General features: G+C 65.4%; 23 protein-coding genes. 5 read left to right on the top strand and 18 right to left on the bottom strand.

All coding sequences use genetic code 11. The annotated features are described in order from the left end of the window. Positions 1-92 precede the first annotated feature (92 nt). Positions 93-572, bottom strand: a complete 480-nt coding sequence (locus IM816_RS18375; protein WP_250339219.1) for an Lrp/AsnC family transcriptional regulator — start codon at positions 570-572, stop codon at positions 93-95. 130 nt (positions 573-702) lie between these two features. On the opposite strand from IM816_RS18375, the gene phhA reads away from it, so the two are divergent. Then, positions 703-1,590, top strand: a complete 888-nt coding sequence (gene phhA / locus IM816_RS18380) for a phenylalanine 4-monooxygenase (RefSeq protein ID WP_250339220.1) — start codon at positions 703-705, stop codon at positions 1,588-1,590. A 34-nt stretch (positions 1,591-1,624) separates the two neighbouring features. Continuing rightward, positions 1,625-1,909 (top strand): hypothetical protein, encoded by a 285-nt coding sequence (locus IM816_RS18385; protein WP_250339221.1) that lies wholly within the window; start codon positions 1,625-1,627, stop codon positions 1,907-1,909. Between the two features lie 404 nt (positions 1,910-2,313). Here IM816_RS18385 and IM816_RS18390 read toward each other — a convergent pair whose 3' ends face one another. The 7 genes from IM816_RS18390 to IM816_RS18420 form a co-directional block, all read right to left on the bottom strand. Further along, a complete protein-coding gene (locus tag IM816_RS18390) occupies positions 2,314-3,021 on the bottom strand; it encodes an SGNH/GDSL hydrolase family protein (RefSeq protein WP_250339222.1) in 708 nt (235 codons plus the stop codon). 18 nt (positions 3,022-3,039) lie between these two features. Then, the gene (locus IM816_RS18395) at positions 3,040-3,744 is read right to left on the bottom strand and encodes an RES family NAD+ phosphorylase (protein WP_250339223.1); all 705 of its coding nucleotides are present in this window, start codon (positions 3,742-3,744) and stop codon (positions 3,040-3,042) included. Continuing rightward, complete coding sequence (locus tag IM816_RS18400; RefSeq protein ID WP_250339224.1) at positions 3,741-4,142, bottom strand: MbcA/ParS/Xre antitoxin family protein; 402 nt, start codon at positions 4,140-4,142, stop codon at positions 3,741-3,743. The genes IM816_RS18395 and IM816_RS18400 overlap by 4 nt, the downstream gene beginning before the upstream one ends. 80 nt (positions 4,143-4,222) lie before the next feature. After that, the gene (locus tag IM816_RS18405; protein ID WP_250339225.1) at positions 4,223-5,950 is read right to left on the bottom strand and encodes a DUF885 domain-containing protein; all 1,728 of its coding nucleotides are present in this window, start codon (positions 5,948-5,950) and stop codon (positions 4,223-4,225) included. A gap of 77 nt (positions 5,951-6,027) precedes the next feature. Then, positions 6,028-6,729, bottom strand: a complete 702-nt coding sequence (locus IM816_RS18410; RefSeq protein ID WP_072323444.1) for a helix-turn-helix transcriptional regulator — start codon at positions 6,727-6,729, stop codon at positions 6,028-6,030. Positions 6,730-6,798: 69 nt separating this feature from the next. Next, entirely contained in the window at positions 6,799-7,437 is a 639-nt protein-coding gene (locus tag IM816_RS18415) for a glutathione S-transferase family protein (RefSeq protein WP_250339226.1), read from the bottom strand. Then, positions 7,434-7,640, bottom strand: coding sequence for a hypothetical protein (locus IM816_RS18420; protein WP_250339227.1), 207 nt, complete (start codon positions 7,638-7,640; stop codon positions 7,434-7,436). Before IM816_RS18420 ends, IM816_RS18415 begins: the two co-directional genes overlap by 4 nt. A gap of 135 nt (positions 7,641-7,775) precedes the next feature. Here IM816_RS18420 and IM816_RS18425 point away from each other — a divergent pair, with 135 nt between their 5' ends. Beyond that, positions 7,776-8,801: a class 1 fructose-bisphosphatase gene (locus IM816_RS18425; RefSeq protein ID WP_250339228.1), complete on the top strand. Its 1,026-nt coding sequence runs from the start codon at positions 7,776-7,778 to the stop codon at positions 8,799-8,801. Positions 8,802-8,901: 100 nt separating this feature from the next. Beyond that, positions 8,902-9,822: a patatin-like phospholipase family protein gene (locus IM816_RS18430; RefSeq protein ID WP_250339229.1), complete on the top strand. Its 921-nt coding sequence runs from the start codon at positions 8,902-8,904 to the stop codon at positions 9,820-9,822. Here the strand turns inward: IM816_RS18430 and IM816_RS18435 are convergent, their stop codons facing one another. The 9 genes from IM816_RS18435 to IM816_RS18475 form a co-directional block, all read right to left on the bottom strand. Then, on the bottom strand, positions 9,823-10,407 hold the full coding sequence (locus IM816_RS18435) for a TetR/AcrR family transcriptional regulator (protein ID WP_250339230.1): 585 nt from the start codon (positions 10,405-10,407) through the stop codon (positions 9,823-9,825). A gap of 86 nt (positions 10,408-10,493) precedes the next feature. Continuing rightward, positions 10,494-11,798 (bottom strand): c-type cytochrome, encoded by a 1,305-nt coding sequence (locus IM816_RS18440; RefSeq protein WP_250339231.1) that lies wholly within the window; start codon positions 11,796-11,798, stop codon positions 10,494-10,496. Further along, on the bottom strand, positions 11,795-14,068 hold the full coding sequence (locus IM816_RS18445) for a xanthine dehydrogenase family protein molybdopterin-binding subunit (RefSeq protein ID WP_250339232.1): 2,274 nt from the start codon (positions 14,066-14,068) through the stop codon (positions 11,795-11,797). Before IM816_RS18445 ends, IM816_RS18440 begins: the two co-directional genes overlap by 4 nt. Next, positions 14,065-14,592 (bottom strand): (2Fe-2S)-binding protein, encoded by a 528-nt coding sequence (locus tag IM816_RS18450; RefSeq protein ID WP_425602597.1) that lies wholly within the window; start codon positions 14,590-14,592, stop codon positions 14,065-14,067. Before IM816_RS18450 ends, IM816_RS18445 begins: the two co-directional genes overlap by 4 nt. Before the next feature lie 128 nt (positions 14,593-14,720). After that, entirely contained in the window at positions 14,721-15,710 is a 990-nt protein-coding gene (locus tag IM816_RS18455; protein ID WP_250339233.1) for a glycoside hydrolase family 43 protein, read from the bottom strand. Positions 15,711-15,786: 76 nt separating this feature from the next. Beyond that, positions 15,787-17,883, bottom strand: a complete 2,097-nt coding sequence (locus IM816_RS18460; RefSeq protein WP_250339234.1) for a TonB-dependent siderophore receptor — start codon at positions 17,881-17,883, stop codon at positions 15,787-15,789. Positions 17,884-17,996: 113 nt separating this feature from the next. After that, entirely contained in the window at positions 17,997-18,659 is a 663-nt protein-coding gene (locus IM816_RS18465; RefSeq protein ID WP_250339235.1) for a M24 family metallopeptidase, read from the bottom strand. Between the two features lie 163 nt (positions 18,660-18,822). Further along, complete coding sequence (gene acpP / locus IM816_RS18470) at positions 18,823-19,059, bottom strand: acyl carrier protein (protein WP_250339236.1); 237 nt, start codon at positions 19,057-19,059, stop codon at positions 18,823-18,825. A 185-nt stretch (positions 19,060-19,244) separates the two neighbouring features. Beyond that, entirely contained in the window at positions 19,245-20,276 is a 1,032-nt protein-coding gene (locus tag IM816_RS18475; protein WP_250340799.1) for a CDP-glycerol glycerophosphotransferase family protein, read from the bottom strand. An 89-nt stretch (positions 20,277-20,365) separates the two neighbouring features. Between IM816_RS18475 and IM816_RS18480 the strand changes: the two genes are divergently transcribed. Further along, complete coding sequence (locus tag IM816_RS18480) at positions 20,366-21,133, top strand: glycosyltransferase family 2 protein (protein ID WP_250339237.1); 768 nt, start codon at positions 20,366-20,368, stop codon at positions 21,131-21,133. A 4-nt stretch (positions 21,134-21,137) separates the two neighbouring features. On the opposite strand, the gene IM816_RS18485 is transcribed toward IM816_RS18480, so the two are convergent. Beyond that, positions 21,138-22,211, bottom strand: a complete 1,074-nt coding sequence (locus tag IM816_RS18485; protein WP_250339238.1) for an NAD(P)H-dependent flavin oxidoreductase — start codon at positions 22,209-22,211, stop codon at positions 21,138-21,140. Positions 22,212-22,278 lie beyond the last annotated feature (67 nt).

A 22,278-nucleotide genomic window follows, 5' to 3' on the forward strand; every position in this document is an offset into this window, starting at 1 on the left:
GAGCGCACAAGATTAACGATGGGCGTGTCCTGCCGCTAGGGGAACCTGACTTTATTCTTATGTCACGTGGGCTTGGGCCGTCGTACCAACGCTCATGTACGGACATTTCCCAGCGGCAAGGCTGTCGATGCCTTGACCGTGCGCAGCACGAAGCTGGTGTTGACGTCCGCCACACCGGAGGCATTGAGCAGGCGATCGAGCAGGAAACGGGAGAACCCGTCGAGGTCCGCGACATACACCTGCAGCAGATAATCCATGTCGCCGGTCAGGGCATGGCAGGCCACCACCTCTTCCCAGGCCGCCACCCGCTCGGTGAACGTCTCGATGGCCTCGGCCTCGTGCCGGGAGAGCTGCACACGAACGAAGGCCTGCAGACCCAGCCCGATCGACCGCGGTTCCAGTCGTGCCCCATAGCCTGCGATCACCCCATCGGCTTCGAGCTTCTGCACGCGCCGCAGGCAAGCGGACGGTGAGAGGTTCACCTCCGCCGCCAGTTCGGCATTGCTGGCGCGGCCGTTCGTCTGGAGCGCGGCGAGAATGCGCAGGTCTGTGCGGTCGAGGGCGGCTTGCACGTTTGTTTCTCTATTTGTTGAATAGGCGCCGCATTATTGCGCTTATGGCGGCGTGCCTTGCAACTTTGCAAGCCTATTGCGCCGAATCACGGCTAATCTGTGGTTCTTGTCACCCCACCAGGAGCCTCGCATGGACACTCCCCGTCGCGTCGAACACCAGCAAACCGACCGCGGTTACGTGCCCGTCTATGCGACCGGCACTGTGGAACAGCCGTGGGCCAGCTATTCGAAGACGGACCACGAGGTGTGGGACACCCTGTATCGGCGCCAGCGGGAACTGCTGCCCTCGTACGCCTGTCAGGAATTCCTCGATGGCGTGGAGCGCTTCGGCCTCGGCGATGGTGGGATCCCGCGCTTCGATGATCTGAACAAGGTGCTGGGCAAGGCCACCGGTTGGGAGCTGGTGGCCGTGGAAGGGCTGCTTCCCGACGAGGTGTTCTTCGATCACCTCGCCAACCGCCGCTTTCCGGTCAGCTGGTGGATCCGCAAGCCCGACCAGCTCGACTACCTGGCCGAGCCCGATCTGTTCCACGACCTGTTCGGCCACGTGCCGCTCCTGCTCAACCCGGTCTTTGCCGATTACATGCAGGCATACGGCAAGGGTGGCATGAAGGCCCATGCGATCGGGCCCGAGGCGCTGATGAACCTCACGCGCCTGTACTGGTACACGGTGGAATTCGGCCTGATCCGCACGGAACGGGGCCTGCGTATCTACGGCGCCGGCATCGTGAGTTCCAAGGGCGAGTCCATCTACTCCATCGATTCCGCCGCCCCCAACCGTCTGGGTTTCGACCTGGAGCGGGTGATGAACACCCGGTACCGGATCGACACGTTCCAGCAGACCTACTTCGTGATCGACAACTTCGAGCAACTGTTCGACGCCACGGGGCCGGACTTCACGCCGATCTACGCGAAGCTCGCCCAGGGCGAGGCCGTCGCCGCGGGCGATGTGCTCCCGACGGACACGATTTACCAGCGGGGCACCCGGGAAGGCTTCGTTTCCGGCGGAGACAACTGAAACTCAACGGCGGCCTAACGAATGACCGCCTACGATGACTCCACTTCCGATCAAACAGGGTGGGTCCATCGTGGTCGTCTTCGATATTCCGTTCGAGTCCGTCGGTCCGGGGCTGTGGCTTCTTCAGAAGAACGAGTTCGAGGTCGGCGAGTTCTGCTCGCGCGACGACGCCCTTGAGTGCGCCATCAACGAAGCACGCCGTATCGAGGCCGCCAACGCGGCGTCCGACATCGTGCTGAACATCGAAGGCAACGACGGCGTATGGCGCGCTTTCGACACGTCGATCAAGCCGTACGCATCGCGCGTCCAGCACGCCTGAGTCGCAAACACAGCGTTGCCCCCAGCGGGCGGGTCGGGAAACCGGCCCGCCCGCTTTCCGTTCGTAGGGGTTCCAAGCTCGTCGTGCCGGGTCGCTGAGGGCGGCAAGGCCACCGCCTTGCGCCACGCTGGCAGCTTCAGGGAGCGCGCCGCTACCCACTCGAGGCACGGCCACACACTCACCGCGAACCGCTGCGGCGATGGAGCCGGAGGGCCATGGGCAAATGTCGGACAAAATAAAACCCCGGCAGCCAGGGGAGGAGCTGCCGGGGTCGCGTCGGGTCCAGGCTATCAGGGGAAATAGCGGGACCCGGGACAACCGATCAATACATCGCGTCGGTTGCCAACAGGTCGCCTCTCGGCGATCGAATACTTAGATAAGGGCGGAGCCGTGAAGTTCCCGTATCACCTCAGGGGAGCATTTGGTTCCCGTTTAACTTCGGCCGCCGCCGCATGCTCGGCAAGCCACGGACCCACCTGCGCCACCCACAACGCATAGCCTGACGCATTCATGTGCAGCCCGTCCTCGCGGAACAGGCCGGGCTTGGGTTGGCCCTGCGCATCGAGCATCGCCGGGGCGACGTCGAGGAACGCAACGTTCTTCTGTGTCATCGACCAGGTGCGGATGAGCTGGTTGGCCTTGCGGATGTTCGGTAGCAGGGCGAGCCGGGCAATGCTCGGCTTGATCGAGATGAAGGCGATCGGTACCTGGGGCTGGTCCTGGCGAACCTTGGCGACGAAGGCGGCGAAGTCGTCGCGGACCTGTTCGGGCGTGTCGCCGTTCTGCAGGTCGTTGTCACCGGCATACATCACGATCGCCACGGGATGGTACGGCGTCACGATCCGGTCGGCGAACGCCGTGCTGTCGTCCAGGTCCGAGCCGCCGAAACCGCGGTTGATCACGCGATAGCCGGGAAAATCCTGCGCAAGCGTGGACCACATGCGAATCGACGAGCTGCCGATGAACAGCACCGCGTTGGCAGGTGGCGGATTGCTGCGGTCCGAGGCCTCGAAGGCCTGGATATCGTGTTCCCACTGGCTGTGGTCAGGGCCTTTCGCGTGCGCGGCGAAAGAAATAACGAGCAAGGTGAGGAGGATCGTCAGCTTCTTCATCCGGCGCACCGTAACCGCTTACGTCGGCGGGGGCAAACCGCCCTGGCGTTCCACAGGTGTGACCTTGAGCACCGCTTCGATGCGCTTGCCGTTCCAGCGATAGATGAAATGTTCGGCCTGAACGCACGGCGCCACCACGTCCGGATAGAACGCCGCAATGCACTCGCCGCCGGCATGACGTGCGCTGTCGTAGACGATGCCGTTGGAGCCTTGCTCGCGCAGACTCCGCGCCAGTTTCACGCTGGCCACGTAGGAGTCGGGATCGTGCTCGTCGACCCACCCTCCGCGGATGTCGTGGAAGCGACCCGTGATCGCGGTCTTGTAGCAACGGACCTGTACGTCCATCGGCGGCTCGTGAGTCGCGGCGAGAAAGGCTTCGCGATGGAACACCGTTTCCTCGATCGCCGTGGGAATGCTGTGCGCCGCGTAGAACACACCCCAGTGTCCATCGCTGAAACGGCTGCCTTCCGGCGGGATATGGGTAAACGCGGCCATGATCGGCGTGGTGCCGTGCCCGGACACGCGCCGCTCGGGCGGCACGAGGCGCAAGGCGCCCATTTCTTCGCGCAATCGGGGGTTGGTCAGCGACTCGATCTCCATCACCGCATCGATGTCCGCAGGGTCCGCGATGCGATCGAACAGGCCCACAGGCGGGAACCGGCTCGGCACGATCCGATAGGCATGGCTCCAGCGGATGCGGCGAAGCGGCGGCGTCGCGCTCATCCGTTCCAGCCGCGCTGGGCATCCAGGTACTGCCGGACCACGTAAAGGTCGGCCACGTTGCCTGAAAGCATCCGATCCAGCGCCGAACGCCCGCCGAACAGCGGCGCATCGTTGGGCCGGCGCACCCAGGCGTCGGCCTGGGTGGGATCGGGGAAGAGGATCTGCAAATCTTTCCAGATGCCGAGCAGGTAGCTGATGCGTTCGATCACATCGCGCGAGGGCGTGCCGTCCTGCTGTTTCTTCCACTTGAAGTAGGTGGATTCGGGCGGCTCGCCGAGCAGCGTACGTTGCTCGGCGGCGCGGAGCTTCCAGCGGTCCGCCAGTGAGAAAAAGGCGCGGAGGGCGGGGCCGCCCAGGTCGGTGGCCGGCGGCGGTGCGGCTTGGATGACATGGTGCATCGTGGCTTCACCTGTGGAGTTGTGATGCAGTGTACTCCACTTGTGGAGTAAATGCTGTAGGCACCACCTCGCCGGCCGGCTTATTTCCGGGACGCGATCCAGGCGTCCACATGCTGCTCCAGCACCGGCAGCGGCACGGAGCCCAGCGCCAGCACCGTGTCGTGGAACGCGCGCAGGTCGAACTTCTCGCCCAATTGCTTCTCGGCGCGCTCGCGCAGCTCGCGAATCTTCAGGTAACCCAGCTCGTAGGACAGCGCCTGTCCCGGCCAGCTGATGTAGCGGTCCACCTCATTCGCGATTTCACGATCGCTCAGCGCCGTGTTCTGGGTGAGATAGTCGATCGCCTGCTGGCGGGTCCAGCCGAGATGATGGATGCCGGTATCCACCACCAGGCGACACGCACGCCACATCTGATAGGTCAGGTAACCGAAGTGTTCGTAGGGCGTGTGGTAGATGCCCATCTCCTCACCCAGGTATTCCGAGTACAGCGCCCAGCCTTCGCCATAGGCGGAGATGTAGCCGTCGCGGCGGAACGGCGGCAGGCCCTGCTGCTCGGCCGAGAGGGCCAGTTGCAAGGCGTGGCCGGGCATCGATTCGTGCAAGGTCAGCGCCGGCATGTTGAACAGTGGCCGGGACGGCAGATCGTAGGTGTTGACCAGATAGACGTCCGCACCGCCGCGACCGGAGGTGTAGTACGGCGCGATATCGGCCGGCACGGGCTCGATGGCAAACCGTTGCCGCGGCAGCAGGCCGAAGTATTGACCGAGCTTCGCATCGACCTGCTTGGCGACCCAGGCGGTACGCATCAGCAGCTCGTCGGGCGTCTTCGCGTAGAACTGCGGATCGGTGCGCAAAAAGGTGAGGAACGCCGGGAAGTCACCCTTGAAGTCCGTTTGCTTCATGGTCTCGAGCATCGCGCGGTGGATGCGGTCCACCTCGCGGAGGCCGATGGCGTGGATCTCGTCGGGCGTCAGGTCGAGCGTGGTGTATTCGCGGATCTGCTGCCGGTAGTACGCCTTGCCGTCGGGGAGCGACTCGGCGGCCAGCGTCGTTCGCGCCTTCGGCAGGTATTCGTTGCGGAAGAACGTCAGCAACTTGCCGTACGCGGGAATGACGCCCTTGGCGATGGCGTCACGGGCCTCCTTGCGCAGCGCGTCGGCGTCTGCTGCCGGCAGCGTCTTCGGCATGGCCTTGAAAGGCTTGTACAGCGCGCTGTCTTCGGGGTTCTTCAGCTCCGCGACGGCAGCGATCGAGGCGTCGCGACCGTCCAGCACGGCGCGCGGCACGGTGAAGCCGCGCGCGAGGCCCAGGCGCATGTTCGCGATCTCCTGGTCCATGTAGGTCGGGATCTGGCGCAGACGCTCGATGTAATGCCGATAGTCGTCACGCGTGCGCAGATCGTCGCCGTGCAGCACATAGCCGATGTCGGACCAGAACGCCGAGTCGCTGTTGAACGGCATCTGCCACTGCGCGAAGCGCTGCGACGCGGCGAGATTGCCGATCTGCTCGCGGTACACCGCGTAGTCGACCTTCACCTCCGGGCTGAGCGACGCCGTGTCGATGCGGTCGAGCTGGGCCAGCACGTCGTTCCAGTAGGCCAGACGCTTCGCCTGACTCGCCGCATCCACGGTGTCGAGCCGTCCGTCGCCAGGCTGCGCCTCGCCCGAGGTGAGTATCCCCGACTGGCCGTTACGCCACTGCCATTCCTTTGAATAGATGGCCTTGAAAGCATCGTCGGCCGTGGTGGCCGCCTGGGCGGTGCCGGCGAGAAGGCCAGCGAGGGCAAGAACTCGGATCCAGGGGGACATGCGCATTCCGTCGGGTCGGGTCGGGGAAACCCCGATCATCGCATCCTCAGCGGAGGGTCTGCAGGCTTTGCGCGGTGTTACATGCCGTCGTAGTGACGGCGCATCGTGTCCAGGTACGCGTCCAGGTTGCGTCCGGGCAGATCGGCAAAGGTCTCGCCGGCATCGCGGCAGTCGGCGATGCGGTCGGGGCGGAAGTTACGGAAGGCGTGGCGATGGCGACACCAGGTGCCGAGCGTCCACGCGCCGCCCCAGAAGGAAAGGCATAGCGGCTCGACTTCGCGCGTGGTACTGCGCCCTTCCGCGTCGCGATAGTCGAGGCACAGCACGCGGCGCGCCAGTACGGCCTCGTGCAGGCGGTCGAGCATCATCGCGACGTGATTCTGGAACGGATCGCGCCAGATCGGCGCGAAGATGCGCGACTGCGCCGACTTCTCGCGCAGGTCGGGCGGCAGCACCGCCTCGATCTTGATCAGCGCCGCCTGCGCCTCGCGCGCCAGCCGCTCGCCGGCAAACGCGCGAACGAAGCGCGTGCCGGCGACCAGGGCTTCGAGTTCGTCGGCGGAGAACATCAGCGGCGGGATGTCCGAGCCCTTGCGCAGGAGATAGCCCACGCCGGCCTCGCCTTCGATGGGCACGCCGGATAGCTGGAGGTCGGCGATGTCGCGGTAAACGGTGCGCAGCGACACCTCGAGCGTGCCCGCGAGCTGTCGCGCGGGCAGCGCCGTTCGCCGCCCGCGCAGCGCGTTGATGATGAGGAAGAGACGGTCGGCGCGGCGCATCGATGCATCATCGCTTTCCGCGCGGTGCGCGGGAAGCGATGAAGGTCACGGCCACGCATGTCGGCCGACTCAGGCGGCCGCCAGGGTCTGCGCCCGAGCGAGCGCCGCGTCCTGCACCACGGCACGGACGATGGCGGGGCGCACCATCAGCCGTGCCACGTAGGCCTCGAAAGCATCCCGACGCGGCACCACCCCGAACTTCATGGTCCAGTCCAGCGCGCTGGCCCAGAGAATGTCGGCAGCGGTGAATCGCTCGCCCAACAACCAGGGGCCGGGCGACAACTGCGCTTCGAGGGTGTCCATCACCGTGTCGAAGTCGCCATAGGGGCAGGTCGAGACCGGCGCCGGCTCATGCTTCATGCGTCGATCCATCACCGCCGGTTCGAAACACGATCCGTAGAACGCGAGCCAGCGCAGGTAGGGACCACGCAGCGGATCGTCCAGCCCAGGTGCCAGGCCGGCGGACGGATAGAGGTCGGCGAGATAGGTAAAGATCGCCGGCCGCTCGGTCACCAGCCCGCCGAGATGTTCGATCGCAGGCACCTTCCCCAGCGGGTTGATCTTCAGGTACGCCGGCCGACGCTGCTCGCCCTGGGTCAGGTCCATCACGTGCATGTCGTACTGCGCGCCCAGTTCTTCCAGCAGCATCAGAGCGGCGCCGGAACGACTATTGGGTGCGTGGTGGAAGGTGATCCGATTCGGGTTCATGCGGTGGTCCTTCTGAAGGTGGAGATCAAGCCGGTGGGTGTTCCTGTCGTCGCGCCAGCCTTGCGGCGATCGCCGCTGCGCGCCCTGCGGCCGCCGCTGCGCGGCGCTGCGTCGGGTGCAAAGCGGTATTGGCCGTCCATGAGGAGGCCGCGCCGACCCAGCGGCGCATAGAGCTCGGCGAGCCGGTCCAGGAAACGATTCATGGCATTGCCCTCCCCTTGCGCTGCGGTGAAAAGAAGTCTGCGCCGGGGCTACTGACACCGTGCTGTCAGCAGTCCCTCTGGCGCCGTTCACGCATCACCCGGACAATGCACGCTTTCGCGCCAGGGCCCGTAGCGATGACGAAACCGATTTCCCTGATCCAGTTCCTGATCGAAGAGAAGCGCGCGGGGCACATCAACGCCCAGCTCAGCCTCCTGATCGAGGTGGTGGCCCGCGCCTGCAAGCGCATCTCCGTCGCCACCGGCAAGGGCGCGCTCGGCGGGGTCCTCGGCAATGCCGGCTCGGACAACGTGCAGGGCGAAGCGCAGAAGAAGCTGGACGTCATCTCCAACGAGATCCTGCTGGAAGCCAACGCCTGGGGCGGCCACCTCGCAGCCTGCGCCTCCGAGGAAATGGAAGACCCGCAGCCGATTCCGGACGCCTACCCCAAGGGCAACCACTTGCTGCTGTTCGATCCGCTCGACGGCTCCTCGAACATCGACGTGAACGTGTCGGTCGGCACCATCTTCTCGGTGCTGCGCTGCCCTGACGGCGTCACCGAGCCAAAGGTCACCGACTTCCTCCAGCCCGGCACCGAGCAGGTCGCCGCGGGCTACGTTGTCTACGGACCGAGCACCCTGCTCGTGCTGACCTTCGGCCACGGCGTGCACGAGTTCACGCTGGACCGCGAGCACGGCAGCTTCGTGCTTACCCGCCGCAACATCGTCATCCCTGCGGACACCGGCGAGTTCGCCATCAACATGTCCAACCAGCGTCATTGGGAAGCCCCGATGCAGCGCTACATCGGCGAGCTGCTGGCGGGCACCGACGGTCCGCGCGGGCGCGACTTCAACATGCGTTGGGTGGCATCGATGGTCGCCGATGTGCATCGCATCATCACGCGCGGCGGCATCTTCATCTATCCGCTGGACGCGAAGATCACCGCCAAGGGTGCCACCGGCAAGCTGCGCCTCATGTACGAGGCCAACCCCATGGCCTTCATCGTGGAACAGGCCGGCGGTGCGGCCACCACGGGCCGCGAACGGATCATGGCGCTTCAGCCCACGGCGCTGCACCAGCGCGTGCCGGTATTCCTCGGCTCGAAGAATGAGGTCGAGATCGTCACGCGCTACCACCGCGAAGCCGACGAGACCCGCTACTGACGCCACCGGGCGGTTCGCCGCCCGGTTTCCGCCGCCTGCCGGTCACGCCAGCGCCGCGGCCGTGCCCGATGATCCGCCTGCCTCCACCCGGTCCCCCTCCATGCTTCCTCGTCGCGTCCGCCCCTGGCTACCGTCGCTCTGTGCGCTCCTGCTCGCCGGTTGTTTTGGCAGCAAGCCGGACGTCCGACCGGATACCGCCCTGCCCGTTCTCGCCGCCAAGCCGCGTATCGGGCTGGCGCTGGGCGGGGGCGCGGCCAAGGGCTTCGCGCATATCGGCGTCATCAAGATGCTGGAGGCCAGCGGCATCCATCCGGACGTCGTCTCCGGCACCAGCGCGGGCAGCGTCGTCGGCGCGCTGTACGCGAGCGGCATGGACGCGTTCCGCTTGCAGGAACAGGCGTTCGCACTGGACGAGAGCAGCATCCGCGACGTGCGCTTCTTCTCCGGTGGGCTGGTCGAAGGTCGCCGCTTGCAGGACTACGTCAACGAACTCGTCCGGCAGGCGCCGATCGAGAAGATGCACATTCCGTTCGCCGCCGTCGCCACCGAACTGGAAACCGGCGAGCGTGCCGTCTTCGTCCGCGGTAACACAGGTCAGGCCGTCCGCGCGTCGAGCAGCATCCCCGGCGTGTTCGAGCCGGTGGAGATCGGCGGCAAGCATTTCGTCGACGGTGGCGTCGTGAGCCCCGTGCCGGTCGACGCCGCGCGCCAGCTCGGCGCCGACATCGTCATCGCCGTGGACATCTCTGCACGGCCCGATGGCAGCAACCCCGACAGCATGGTCGGCATCGTGGGCCAGTCGATCACGATCATGGGCCGCAAGCTCGCCGAGCAGGAACTGGCGCGAGCCGACGTGGTGATCCGGCCGAAGGTCGGGCAGATCGGCCCCACCGACTTCGATCAGAAGAACGTGGCAATCCTCGAAGGCGAACGCGCCGCGTTGGCAGCGATCCCTGCGATCAAGGCGAAGATCGCCGCGAAAACGGCGGCGATGGGCGCCCCGCCCGTCGCCGCGCACTGATCAGCTGGCGTCCACCAGCGCCAGCGCAGCCTGCTTGCCCAGCGTCAGGATCTCGTCCGAGAGCGTCGGGTCGACCACGGCACGCGACAGCGAGAGCGAACCCACCAGCGATGCGAAGAGCGTCATGGCAAGGCTGCGACGACGCTTGCCCCGCACGCCGGCAGGCAGCGTCGAGGCGATCAGTTCGACCATGCTCTCGTAGCCATCGGTAAAGACCTGCCGCGTCCCCGCCGGCCGGCGCGCCATTTCCGCGGCGAGCGCGGCGGCCACACAGCCCGCCCCGGGGTGGTCGCGATGTTCGGGCGACAGATAGGCGTTGATCAGCGCGCGATGGCCTTCGCTACGCGAGGCGGCCACCTTGGTCGCCAGTCGTTCCTTTGCAGCGGACGTCGCCATGGACACGCTCTCGCGGACGAGATCTTCCTTGGAGTCGAAGTGGTTGTAGAACCCGCCCTGGGTGAGGCCCACTTCGCCCATGAGACTGACCACGCCGACGGCATCGATACCGTCGGCACGGAAACGTTGCGATGCCGCCTCCACGATCTTCTGGCGGGTCTGTTCCTTATGGCCTTTTTCGTACCGCATGCTGCTCGCTCCGCAGGGCATCGCGGGGCCCTGCCTGGAGCGATTGTAGCCAATCCTTGCGGATTGAAATGTCGGGCGTCATGGCGTCATAACTGACGCCGCTTCGCCACGTCCTCCGCGGTGACCGTGCCCTGCTTGCCGCCGAAGTGGCCGATCACGTAGTTCGCCAGCGCGGCGACCTCGGGATCGCTGTACGCATGGCCGAAGGCCGGCATGTACACGTCGGTGTCGCCGATGCGCATCTTCACGCCCTGCAGAATCGCCTGGGTGACGTTCGCACCGGAGGGATCGTTGACGCCGCGCGTGCCGGCCAGCCCGGCGTACGGCGTCTGTTGACCCGCGCCATTCCACTGGTGGCAACTAGCGCAAGCGCCTTCGAACAGACGCAGGCCGTCGGCGTCGCGCGTGGCATCGTCGCCGCCGGGCGTCATGGCGTTCGAGGCGAGCATCGCCTTGGGCGACGGATCGACGGTGATCGGATCCTTGCCTTCGCGCGCGGGCACCGTGCGCAGCCAGGTCACGAGGGCCGCCGTGTCTTCGGGTTTCAGGAACTGCAGGCTGTGCGCTACCGCTTCGCCCATGGGACCGGACGCCGAGGCATGACCGTCAGCGTGGCCGGTACGCAGGTACTGGATCAGCGCCTCGTCAGTCCACTTGCCGATGCCGTGATTCGGGTCGGATGTGATGTTGTAGGCGCGCCAGCCTTGCAGTTCTGCTCCCGCGAGAGATTCGCCGTGCTTCAGGCCGAACCCGAGGTTGCGCGGCGTATGGCATTCCGCGCAGTGACCGAGCGGCCCGGCAATATACGCACCGACATTCCACTCGGGCGACCGCGAGGCGTCCGCTTGGAAGCGCTGGCTGCGGAAGAAGGCCGCATTCCAGAAACCCATGGCCCAGCGCTGGTTGAACGGGAAACCGAGCTGGTTCGGCGTTTCGGGCTGACGCACCTTGGGCAGGCTGAAGAGATAGGCCTTGATCGCGAGGACGTCGGCGCGGCTCAGCTGGGTGTAGGCGGTATAGGGGAATGCAGGATAAAGGTGCTGGCCGTCCTTCCGCACGCCTTCGCGCACGGCGCGCACGAAGTCGTCGTCGGTCCAGCGACCGATGCCGGTCTCGTCGTCGGCCGTGATGTTCGACGAATAGATCGTGCCGAACGGCAGCTTGAAGGCGACGCCACCGGCAAACGGTTTGCCTGTCTCGGGCACCGTGTGGCAGGCGATGCAATCCGCGGCGCGGGTGAGGTATTCACCGCGTGCCACCGGATCTGCGTTGGCCGGTGCGCCGGCCAGCACGGGGGCGCTGCCATCCGCGTGATCGGTGCGATTGAGGAAGAAGTACGCGGCCACGCCCACCGCGAGCAGCACGACAACGATGATGAGAAAGCGCTTCATGCCACGTCCTCCTTGTGCTCGCCCGTGGATGCGACGCGCTTCAATGCATCCGGCGACGCCGCAAGCTGCGTGCGCGAGATCGGCAGCTCACGCAGACGCACGCCGGTGGCCGCAAAGATGGCATTCGCGAGCGCGGGCGCCGCGATGGCCGTGCCGACTTCACCGATACCGCCGGGCGCTTCGTCGTTCTCGACCGAATACACCTCGATCTCGGGTACCTCGTTGATACGCAGATTCCGGTAGTCGTGGAAGTTGCTCTGCTCGATGACGCCGTTCTTCAGGGTGATGCCGCTGTACATCGCTGCACTCAGACCGAACAGCAGCCCGCCCTGCATCTGCGCCTGCACCGAACTGGGATTGACGGTGATGCCGTTATCCACGGCGACCACGGCCTTGCGCAGGCGTACCGTGCCTTGCGGCGTGACTTCCGCTTCCACGATCGCGCAGACATGGCTGCCGAACGGCGAACCGACGGCGATGCCGCGACCCACGCGTGCCGGCAACGGCTGGCTGCCCCAACCGATTTTCTCCGCTGCGAGATCGAGTACGCCGAGCGCACGCGAGCCGGGCTTCATCAGCGAGCGGCGATACGCGAGCGGGTCCTTGCCGGCAACGTGGGCCAGTTCGTCGATGAAGCTTTCGACGATGAACAGGTTGTGCGTCGGACCGACGCCACGCCACCAGCCCACGACGAGGCCGGGCGGCATTTCGTGGCGGACCCACTCAACCAGCACGTTGTCCATGTCGTAGGGCAGATCGGCGGCGGACTCGATCGCGTCGCTGTCCATGCCGTCCTTGCCCATGGCACCGGGCATCCAACGGCCGAGGACCGTGCCGCTGGTGATGCGATGCTTCCACGAGGTGGGCTTGCCATCGGCCCCGAGCGTGGCGGAGATGCGATCGAAGTAGAGGGGGCGCACGCGATCGTGGCGAATGTCTTCTTCGCGGCTCCAGATCACCTTCAACGGATAGGTCACCTGCTTGGCGAAGGCGACGGCCTGTTCGACCTGGTCGGTTTCCAGCCGGCGACCGAAGCCGCCGCCGAGATACTGGTTGTTGACCGTCACCGCCTCCGCCGGAATGCCGCAGATGCGTGCGGCTTCCTTCACCACGCGGGTCGGCACCTGGGTGCCGGTCCAGATCTCGCAGTGGCCCGGTGTGACGTGCACCGTGGCGTTCAACGGTTCCATCGTCGCGTGGGCAAGCATGGGCGAGACGAACGAGGCCTCCACGAGCTTGCCGCCAGCTGCCGCCTCACCCTTGGGCTTACGGCCGACGATCGCAGGGCCCTTCTCCGAGCTTTCCCGCAGCCCCGCCACGAGGGTCTCCGTGTCCAGGTGCGCGTTGACGCCCGGCGTCCACTCGATGACGAGCGATTCGAGACCGCGCTGCGCCGCCCAGTAGTGCTCACCCACCACGGCGACCGCGTCGCCCAGTTTCAAGACGTCGATCACGCCCGGGATCGCGCGTGCCTGCGTCTCATCCACACGACCGAGCGTGCCGGCGAGTTCGGGGCTGGTCTTCACCGCCGCGATCTTCATGCCGGGCACCTTCACGTCGATACCGAACTGCGTACCGCCGTTGACCTTGTCCGCGGAATCGACGCGACGCAGCGGCTTGCCGATGAGCGTGAAGTCCTTGCGCTGTTTCAAGGTCACGTTGGCCGGCTGGGGCAACTTGCCTGCCGCATCCGCCACGGCACCGAAACCCAGGGTGCGGCCCGAGGGCACGTGCGTGATGACGCCACGCGCCACGGAGCAACTGGCGGGATCGACATGCCATTGCGCCGCGGCAGCCGCCACGAGCATCTCGCGCGCCACTGCACCGGCTTCCCGCAACACCTGCCACTGGCCGCGCGTACTGGTGGAGCCGCCCGTGACCTGGCCGCCACCCAACAGCGGAAGGCCATAGAGCGCGTCGTTCGGCGGGGAGTGTTCCACCTTGACCTGATCGAGCCCGACCCCGAGTTCTTCCGCCAGCATCATCGCGATGCCGGTGTAGATCGCCTGGCCCATCTCGGCCGAAGGCATCACGAGGCGGACGCTGCCGTCCGCTCCGACACGAACGAAGGCGTTGGGGGCGAACGGTGGATTTCCGTCCGCCACCGCTGCGGCCGCATCGTCGGGCTGGCGGCGCGCGCTCATCTGCGCGAGAGCCGGACCAGCGCCTGCGCTCCAAAGAAACGCGACGGCAAGACCGCCGCCCGCCAGCCGCAGGGCCTGGCGACGGCCGGCGTCGATGCTTTCATCCATCGGGTGGCGGGCGCTCATGTCGTGCTCCCGTCGACAACGACCTGCAAGCCGTGGACCTCGCCCGTGGCGGCCTGCTTGATGGCTTCGCGAATGCGCACGTACGTGCCGCAACGACAGATGTTGCCGGCCATGGCGGCGTCGATGTCGTGATCGGAAGGGTTCGGGGTGCGCGCCAGCAGCGCGGTCGCCGACATGATCTGCCCGGACTGGCAGTAGCCGCACTGCACGACGTCCAGCGCCAACCAGGCCTGTTGCACCTTGGCGCCTTCCGCCGTGCTGCCGATGCCTTCGATGGTCGTGATGGCGCGATCGCCTACCGCCGAAACCGGCAACTGGCAGGAGCGCACCGGCTGACCGTCCAGGTGCACGGTGCATGCGCCGCACTGGGCGATGCCGCAGCCGAACTTCGTACCGGTGAGGCCCACCACGTCGCGGAGAACCCACAACAAGGGCATGTCCGGTGGCACATCGGCCTGGCGGTCTTCGCCGTTGACGCGCAACGTGACCATGGCGAACTCCTTCTTGGCTGCGAGGACCGACATGGCCCGCTGGCTGGTGCCGTGCAGCTTACGATGAATTCGTCGAAGGACGGTTTACGGAAATTCGTGCTTTTGGATAAAACCACCGCCGCATGGTCATAAGTCGCCCATCATCCCATCCATGGATTCACTCAGCGCAGGGGATGCGCCTGCACACCCTCGTTGGTGATCTTCACCGGGAGAATTCGACCGTCCTTGTCGAAGGCCATCCGATCGATGGCGGTCTGGCGGTCGTTCGCCTTCGTGTCGCCCAGCGGCCGACGGTGATAGACGATGTACCAGGTATCGTCCTTGGCGACGTGGAAGACCGAATGGTGACCGGCGCCCGTCGCGATCTTCGGATCCTGCTGGAGCACCTTGCCGATGCGCTTGAACGGGCCGGTGGGCGAATCGCCGATCGCATAGGCCACCGAGTAGTTCGGACCGCCCCAACCGCCCTCCGACCACATGAAGTAGTACTTGCCGTTGCGTTTGAACATCAGCGGCCCTTCGACGTACTCGGGCGCGGGCGTGATTTCCTTGAAGACGGTGCCGTCGGCGAGCGGCTCAAGGCCGGTGAAGTCGGGCTTGAGCTTGACGATGTTCGCGTGCTTCCAGCCGCCGTAGATCATGTAGTACGTGCCGTCGTCGTCGCGGAACACGAACTGATCGATGGGCTGGGCGCCGTTATGGAAGGCGCCGACAAGCGGCTTGCCGAGCAGGTCGCGGAACGGGCCGTCGGGTTTGTCTGCCACGGCCACGCCGATACCGCCCAGCTCGTGATCGTTCTGGATGTCGTTGGCGGCGAAGAAAAAGTAGTACTTGCCGTCCTTCTCGATCACGGCCGGAGCCCAGAGCGCTTTCTTTGCCCAGGGTATGTCCTTGATGTCGAGCACATCGGCGTGCTTCGTCCAATGCACGAGATCGGGCGACGAGAATGCGTCGAATTGGCGCTGAGCGGCATATTCGAGCGAGGTGGTGGGATAGATCCAGTACGTATCGTTGAAGATCGCGGCTTCCGGGTCGGCATACCAGCCGGGGAACACCGGATTGCCCGAGTAGCCCGGCGGCGGTGCGGCGGCGGCTCCCATCGACGTCAGCGCCACCAGCAACGTGGCAGCCAGTACCTTGCGAAAGCCCATCGCGCACCCCTCGTGGTATTCGAACGTCCGATCCTAGCGGGTTCGGACGTCCGGATGCCAATCGCGTGGTGACGACTCAGAACCGATAGCTTGCGGTGCCGACGATGCTGCGGCGCGGTCCATAGAAGCAATCGCCACGTGCGAGGCAGCTCGCTGCGTACACCTGATCGGTAAGGTTCGCCGCATTCACCGAGAAACGCCATGGTCCGCTCGTATACGCCACCATCGCGTCGAACAGTGTCTTGGCCGGTACATGCAGGCGACCGGTTTCGTCGCTGTTCTTGCCGATGTAGCGCGCACCGAGGCCGAAGCTGAAGCCGTCGCTGTCCGCATCGTTGACGTGATACACGCCCCATACCGAGCCCTGGTTCTTCGGCAATCCAGCCACGATGCTGCCATCGTCAGGACGCGCCCGGGTCCAGGTGTACGTACCGATCAGATCCACGTGCGACGCGATGCGTGTGGATGCTTCCAACTCCACGCCGTGCGTCTTTGCCCTGCCCGACTGAATCTGGTTCAGCGGATTCGCGGGATCGGGTGCCAGGCGATTTTCCTCGCGCAGATCGTAGTAAGTAGCCGTGATCAACGTGGGCGACCCCACCGGCTGATACTTCACACCGGCTTCGTATTGCTTGCCTCGCAGTGGCTCGTAAGGGCGGTTGTAGAAGTCCAGGCTATCCAGCGGTTGGAACGATTCGGTATAGCTGACGTAGGGCACCAGACCGTTGTCGAAGCGATACATCACGCCGAAGCGCGAGGTGGTCGCGTTGTCCACGGAGCGCGTGTCGCCCGTGGTCAGCGTGGCGCGGTCGTGACGCAGGCCGAGCGTCGCGATCCAGTGCTCGCCCCAGTGAATCTGATCCTGGAGATAGACGCCGGTCTGACGACTGCGACTGGACGCCACCGGGAAGACATCGGGCGCAACAAAACCGTTGCCGTAGACGGGCGCGTAGAGATCGAACGGCGTGGCGTCGTAACCGTTGCCCTGGCGGCTGTCGGTATGCGAGTAGCCCACATCGAGGCCGATCAGTACGCGATGCTGCATACCGGCAACGTCGACGTCGGCTTCGGCATGCGTGTCCGTGACGAAGCGCTTGTGCCGGTTGATCGAGACGTAACTGTAACGCGCGACGGTCCGCTGCTCGGGATCGAGGAACGGGTAGGAAGGGTCCGAATAGACGTTCGGATACAGCGTGCGGTAATCGACGTTGTCGTGCGAGTAGCGCATGTTCTGGACGAATTTCCACGTATCGTTGAAGCGATGCTCGAACAACGAGGTCACGGCACGCTGGTTCGTGTCGTACCGATCGAAGTCGGGCTCGCTCACGAAGCGCCGCGTATCGATGCGGCCATTGGGGTTCGGCAGTAGCGTGCCCGCATGCGGCAGGAAATTCAGCGACGTACCGTTGTGGTCGAACTGCAGGTTCGCCAACAACGCCCAGCGCGTATCGCTGTCCGGCATCCAGGTGATCGACGGCGCAATGGCCTTGCGATCGTCCGGCACGTGATCGATCTGCGAGTTCGCGTCGCGATACACGCCGATCAACCGGTAGGCCCAATGCCCGGCTTTATCGAGCGGCCCGGTGAAATCGAAAGCGACCTGCTTGCGCGCGTTGTTGCCCCATTGCGCTTCCACCTCGTGCGCCGCGGTGAACTGCGGCAGCTTCGAGGACAGGGCGATCAATCCGCCCGTGGTTCCCTGGCCGTACAGTACCGACGACGGACCGCGAACGATTTCGAGGCGGTCCAGGAAATACGGCTCGGTGCGCGCATACGAGTTCCCGAAGTACTGGCGCAAGCCATCGAGGTACTGTGTGAACGAGGTACCGCGGAGAAACGCGTCATCGCCGCGGCTGTCCACGCCGTACGCATCGGCGCGCACGCCGGCCGAATAGCGCAACGCGTCCTGCACCGTGAGCACGCCCTGGTCGCGCATCTGCGCGCTGGAAACCACGGAGATCGCCTGCGGCGTCTCGATGATCGGCGTGTCGGTCTTGGTCGCGGCCGAACCTTCGGTGCTCACATAGCCGGTGACCGGTGTGGTGCCCGTCACGGACACCGGCGCGAGCTGCACGGCCTTGTCGTTCGATGGCGTGCTGTCCTGGGCGGATGCCGCCAGCGGAAGGAATGCGCCCGCGATCATCAAGGGCAGCGACTTCTTCAGCAAAATCATGGTGTTCCCCAGCGGAGGGGCGTGAAAGCAGGCCACGCCCGTCAAATCAATGCGAATGAATCTCATTCATATTGACGGAATCCACTGGTTGTCGCAAGAACGCGCTGCGGTTTTCAGGCCGCGATAAGCAGATCCTCGAAGAACGCGCCGATAGGCTGGTCGGGATGCGCGATCTGGATTTCCAGGATCCAGAGACCGGGTACAGGCACCGCATCGAACTTCCCGAGCGTGCCCGCCTTGTGCACGGCGTGCGGGTAGTCGCCGACCCGATGGCCCTTCGTTTCGTGGTTCAGGCGCCAGCCCATGGCCCGGGCCTCCGCATCCGCGAAGGCATAGAGGTCCGTGCCCATGACGCCGTCGCGCCAACGCGCCGCCGTGCGTTCGAACAATTCGCGAGCGGCGTTCGCGCACGCGTGCATGGTGGGGTCGTCGCCCACCACGAAGGTGTCGCCGACGTCGCCTTCGTGGCCGTCGAACACCGGGCCCAGGTCGATGAAGAAGAGGTCCGCCTCGCGGAGGACGGTCCCGGGTTCGGAACGCTGGCGGAAGGTCTTCAATGTATTGGCGCCGAAGCGCACGATGCTCGGATGCCAGATACGCTGCATGCCCGCGGCCTTGAGGCGTTGCTTCGCCAAGTCGCGTGCCGCCGGTTCGTCCATCCCCACCTCGATACGCGATGCGATGTCGCGCAGCGCGGCCCACGACCGCTCACGGGCGGCGAGCATACGTTCCGGGGAATATGCGGCGCCGACGTGTTCGGCAGTAGCGACGGGCATCGATGCGGTCCTGCGTAGCGGCAGAGCATTATGGCCCTGCCGCTACGCAGCGTCGATGTCGATCATCGCCTGAGCAGCTTGCATGCCGCTTTCCAGCACGGTTTTCACACACGCAATGACGGAGCCGATACGTATAGGCACCCACCCTCTGCCCATCTGTCCGCTACTTTTTGATTTTAGTTTCGACGTAAGAGACAAGGTCGTCGACGGTGTTCAATTTGGTGAGGTCCTCGTCATCCAGCTCGATATCGAATTCCTCGTCGATGGCCATAATGAGCTCCACTGTATCGAGACTATCGATCCCCAAAGTCTTTGCGGTGCTTTCCGCCTTGACATCTCCTTCCTGCAGCCCTAGTTGATCGCTCAATATCTTGTATATTTTGGCGCGAACGTTATCCATGTCGTCTTCCCTCCCACTGTCGTCTCGACCGAGCACACCCTTGAGCTCTGGTTGCGGCATGCACAGAATGCCCCAGCTACAGCGCTGATAAACGCCATCGGATGGGATTTTTCGCTGTGTCGTATCGGCACGTTGTGGCGCCACGCACGGTTAACTAACGCGATGGCGAAGCCGAGCCGAAGAGATCAGCGCACGTCGAGCAGCGAACGAATATCCCGCAGCGCCTTGTAGCGCCGCACGAGATTCAGTGGCTTGCGCTTGAGCGTGCCGAAATCGCCGCGATGAAACGCATCTACCGCGTCGAGCACGCGTTCGCTCGAACGCCCATCGCGATACGGATGAATGTCGTCGCCATGAGCGCGGATCGCCGCCATCAGTTCGGGCGGATGAGACAGCGCGCGGTCGATGGCAGCGTCCACGTCTGCGGGTGACGCCACGTCAAGCATGAAAGGCTGCGGCACGCGATTGGCGACCGTGACCACCGGCTTGCCCATCACCGCGAACTCATGCACCACGGACGACGTATCGCAGACCAGCACGTCCGCCGCACGCTCCATCTCGATCAGGTGTTCGGAGGTAAGAAAGCGCGCATTCGGTCCTTCGAGTCCACGGTAGGCGGCGAACAGATCGTCGGAGCACTTGGGATGCAGTGTGAGCAGCCATTGCCGATCGCCGCGCGCGATCATTGAGCGCAGCGGCTCCACCATGGCCGGCGCGCTGCTCAGTCGATGGCTGAACGTGGAGGCGTACATGACGACGGGCCGCCCATCGCGCGGCAGGTCGATCGTCGATGCCGCCGATGGCGCGAACAGCGGATCCAGTTTGGGCCAACCCGTCTCGCGCACGGCGAAGTAGCCATGCTCGCGCGCCAGCGCCTCGAAGGGCAGCGTCGTGGACGGCCCCTGCGTCACGTAAAGGTCGAAGAAACCGCGAATGGCGAAGTGACCCCGGTCCGGCTCCCGCTTCTGCGCATTGAACCCGTGGAACACCTGCACCTTGGTACCCGGAAGCGCCGGAGAGACCCAGTTGGCGGCGCAGTACACGGCTTCCGGTCGCATGGCACGCGCCTCGCGCAGGCTGCGTACGCGACGCTCGTCGGGCGTGAGCTGCGCTGCCATCGCTGCCGGCACGACCCAGGCCACGTCGATGCCCCGCGCGCGCGCCGCCGCGGCCAGCGGACGCAGGATAGGCAACGCATACGACTCGGTGGCAAACATCAGGCACGCGCTCAAGGCCGGCACTCCGCGCTGGACGACATGGCATTATGACGGCTGCCTACCCGACCCCGCACCTGGTGACGCCCCCGATGACCGCACGGCCCCTTTCCCTTTGCGTGATCACCCAGAACGAGGCCGATCGCATTCGGGACTGCCTGGCATCCGCTGCACCGTTCTGCGACGACATGGTCGTGGTCGACGGCGGGTCCACCGACGACACCGTGGCCATCGCGCGCGCGGCGGGGGCGCGCGTGATCGAACGCTCCTTCGATGGCTTCCGCAGCCAGAAGGCCTTCGCGGTGGCGCAGGCAAAGAACGACTGGGTGCTCTGCCTGGACGCCGACGAACGCGTTGGCCCGGAACTCCGCGCAGCCATCGAGAAGGCCTGCGACAGCGGGTTCGACGCCGCGGGGTACCGGTTCTATCGCCGCAACGATTTCTTCGGCCATTTCATGCGCCACGGCAACGCGGGCGCGGACAAGGTGCTGCGCCTGTTCGACCGCCGCCGCGGCGGTTGGCGCGGGCCCCGCGAGATCCACGAGTCCGTGACGGTGGATGGCGAGGTGCGCATGCTGCCTGGCTTTCTCGACCACTATCCCTATCGATCGCTGTCTGAGCTGATGGCCAAGCAGGAACGCTACGCGCACATGATGGCGACCGAAGAATTCGCTGCGGGCAAGCGAGCCACCATGATGCAGATCGTCGTGAGCCCGGCATGGCGGTTCTTTCGCGGCTACGTGCTGCGCGCGGGCTTTCTCGATGGCTGGCGCGGCATCGTGTATGCCTTGCTGCGCGTGGAGTACGTACGCCGCAAGTACGTGAAGCTCTGGCTGCTCCAGCACGGCCAGAAGCCGTAGCGCCTTACAGCCGCAGCAGCCTTGCTGCGTGTTCCACGATGTCCCGCACGATAGCGTCCGCGGCGCTCTCGCGTGCCAGCGCGGCCGCCTGCCCCGCCCATAGCGGCTGAAAGTCACCGATGCCGCGCGCTTCGGTCGACGTACGAAGCGGCGCAAGCGGCCCTCCTGCCAGCGGGAATGGCAGCACGTCGGCGGACAACGGGCCCAGCTCACGCATGATCCTGTTCACCACGCCACGCGCTGGACGCCCGGTCAGCACATTGGTGATCGCCGTATTGTCGTCGCGCGCCATGCGCACCGCCTGCCGGTGGACCGGCACGCTGGTAGCTTCGTCGGCCAGCAGGAACGCACTGCCGATCTGCACGGCGGAGGCACCGAGACACAGGGCCGCCGCCATACCCCGACCGTCGGCGATGCCGCCCGCGGCAACGACCGGCACGTGCAGGGCATCGACCAATTGCGGCACCAGCGCGAGCGTGCCCGGTTGCGTGGACATGTCATCGGTCAGGAAATTGCCGCGGTGCCCGCCCGCTTCGTAGCCCTGCGCAATGACCGCGTCGCAACCCCGCTCGGCGAGCCAGCGGCCCTCGGCCACGGTGGTGGCCGAAGACAACACGACCGCCCCAGTCGCTTTCACCCGCGCCAGCAAGCGCTCGTCAGGCAAGCCGAAATGGAAACTCACGACTTCGGGGCGCAGCGCTTCGACCATGGCGCACAGGCTCGCGTCGAACGGCGCCCTGCCCCCGGCCGGCGGTAAGCCATGCGGATCGACACCGAACTCGTCGAAGTACGGCGCCAGTCGCGTCAGCCAGCGCGCCTCGGCCTCCGGCATCGCAGGTTGGGGATGGTGCGCGAAGAAATTGAGGTTGAGCGGACCGTCCACGGCTGCACGGAAGGCGGCCACCTCCGTGGTCGCCTTCTCCACGCCGATCGACGAACACGGAATGGCACCGAGTCCACCGGCCCGCGCGACGGCAATCGCCAGCGCGGACAGACCCGAACCGGCCATCGGCGCGAGCAGGAGCGGGTGTTCGATCGACAGAAGATCGAGCAGTCGACGGTCGGTCCAGGCGGGCATAAGGTCATCGGAAGCAGCCAGTACCGCGCAAGGATAGCGCCGGACGTGTTGCCCGAGCGTTGCGCCA

This window comes from Luteibacter flocculans (assembly GCF_023612255.1).
GTDB lineage: Bacteria > Pseudomonadota > Gammaproteobacteria > Xanthomonadales > Rhodanobacteraceae > Luteibacter > Luteibacter flocculans.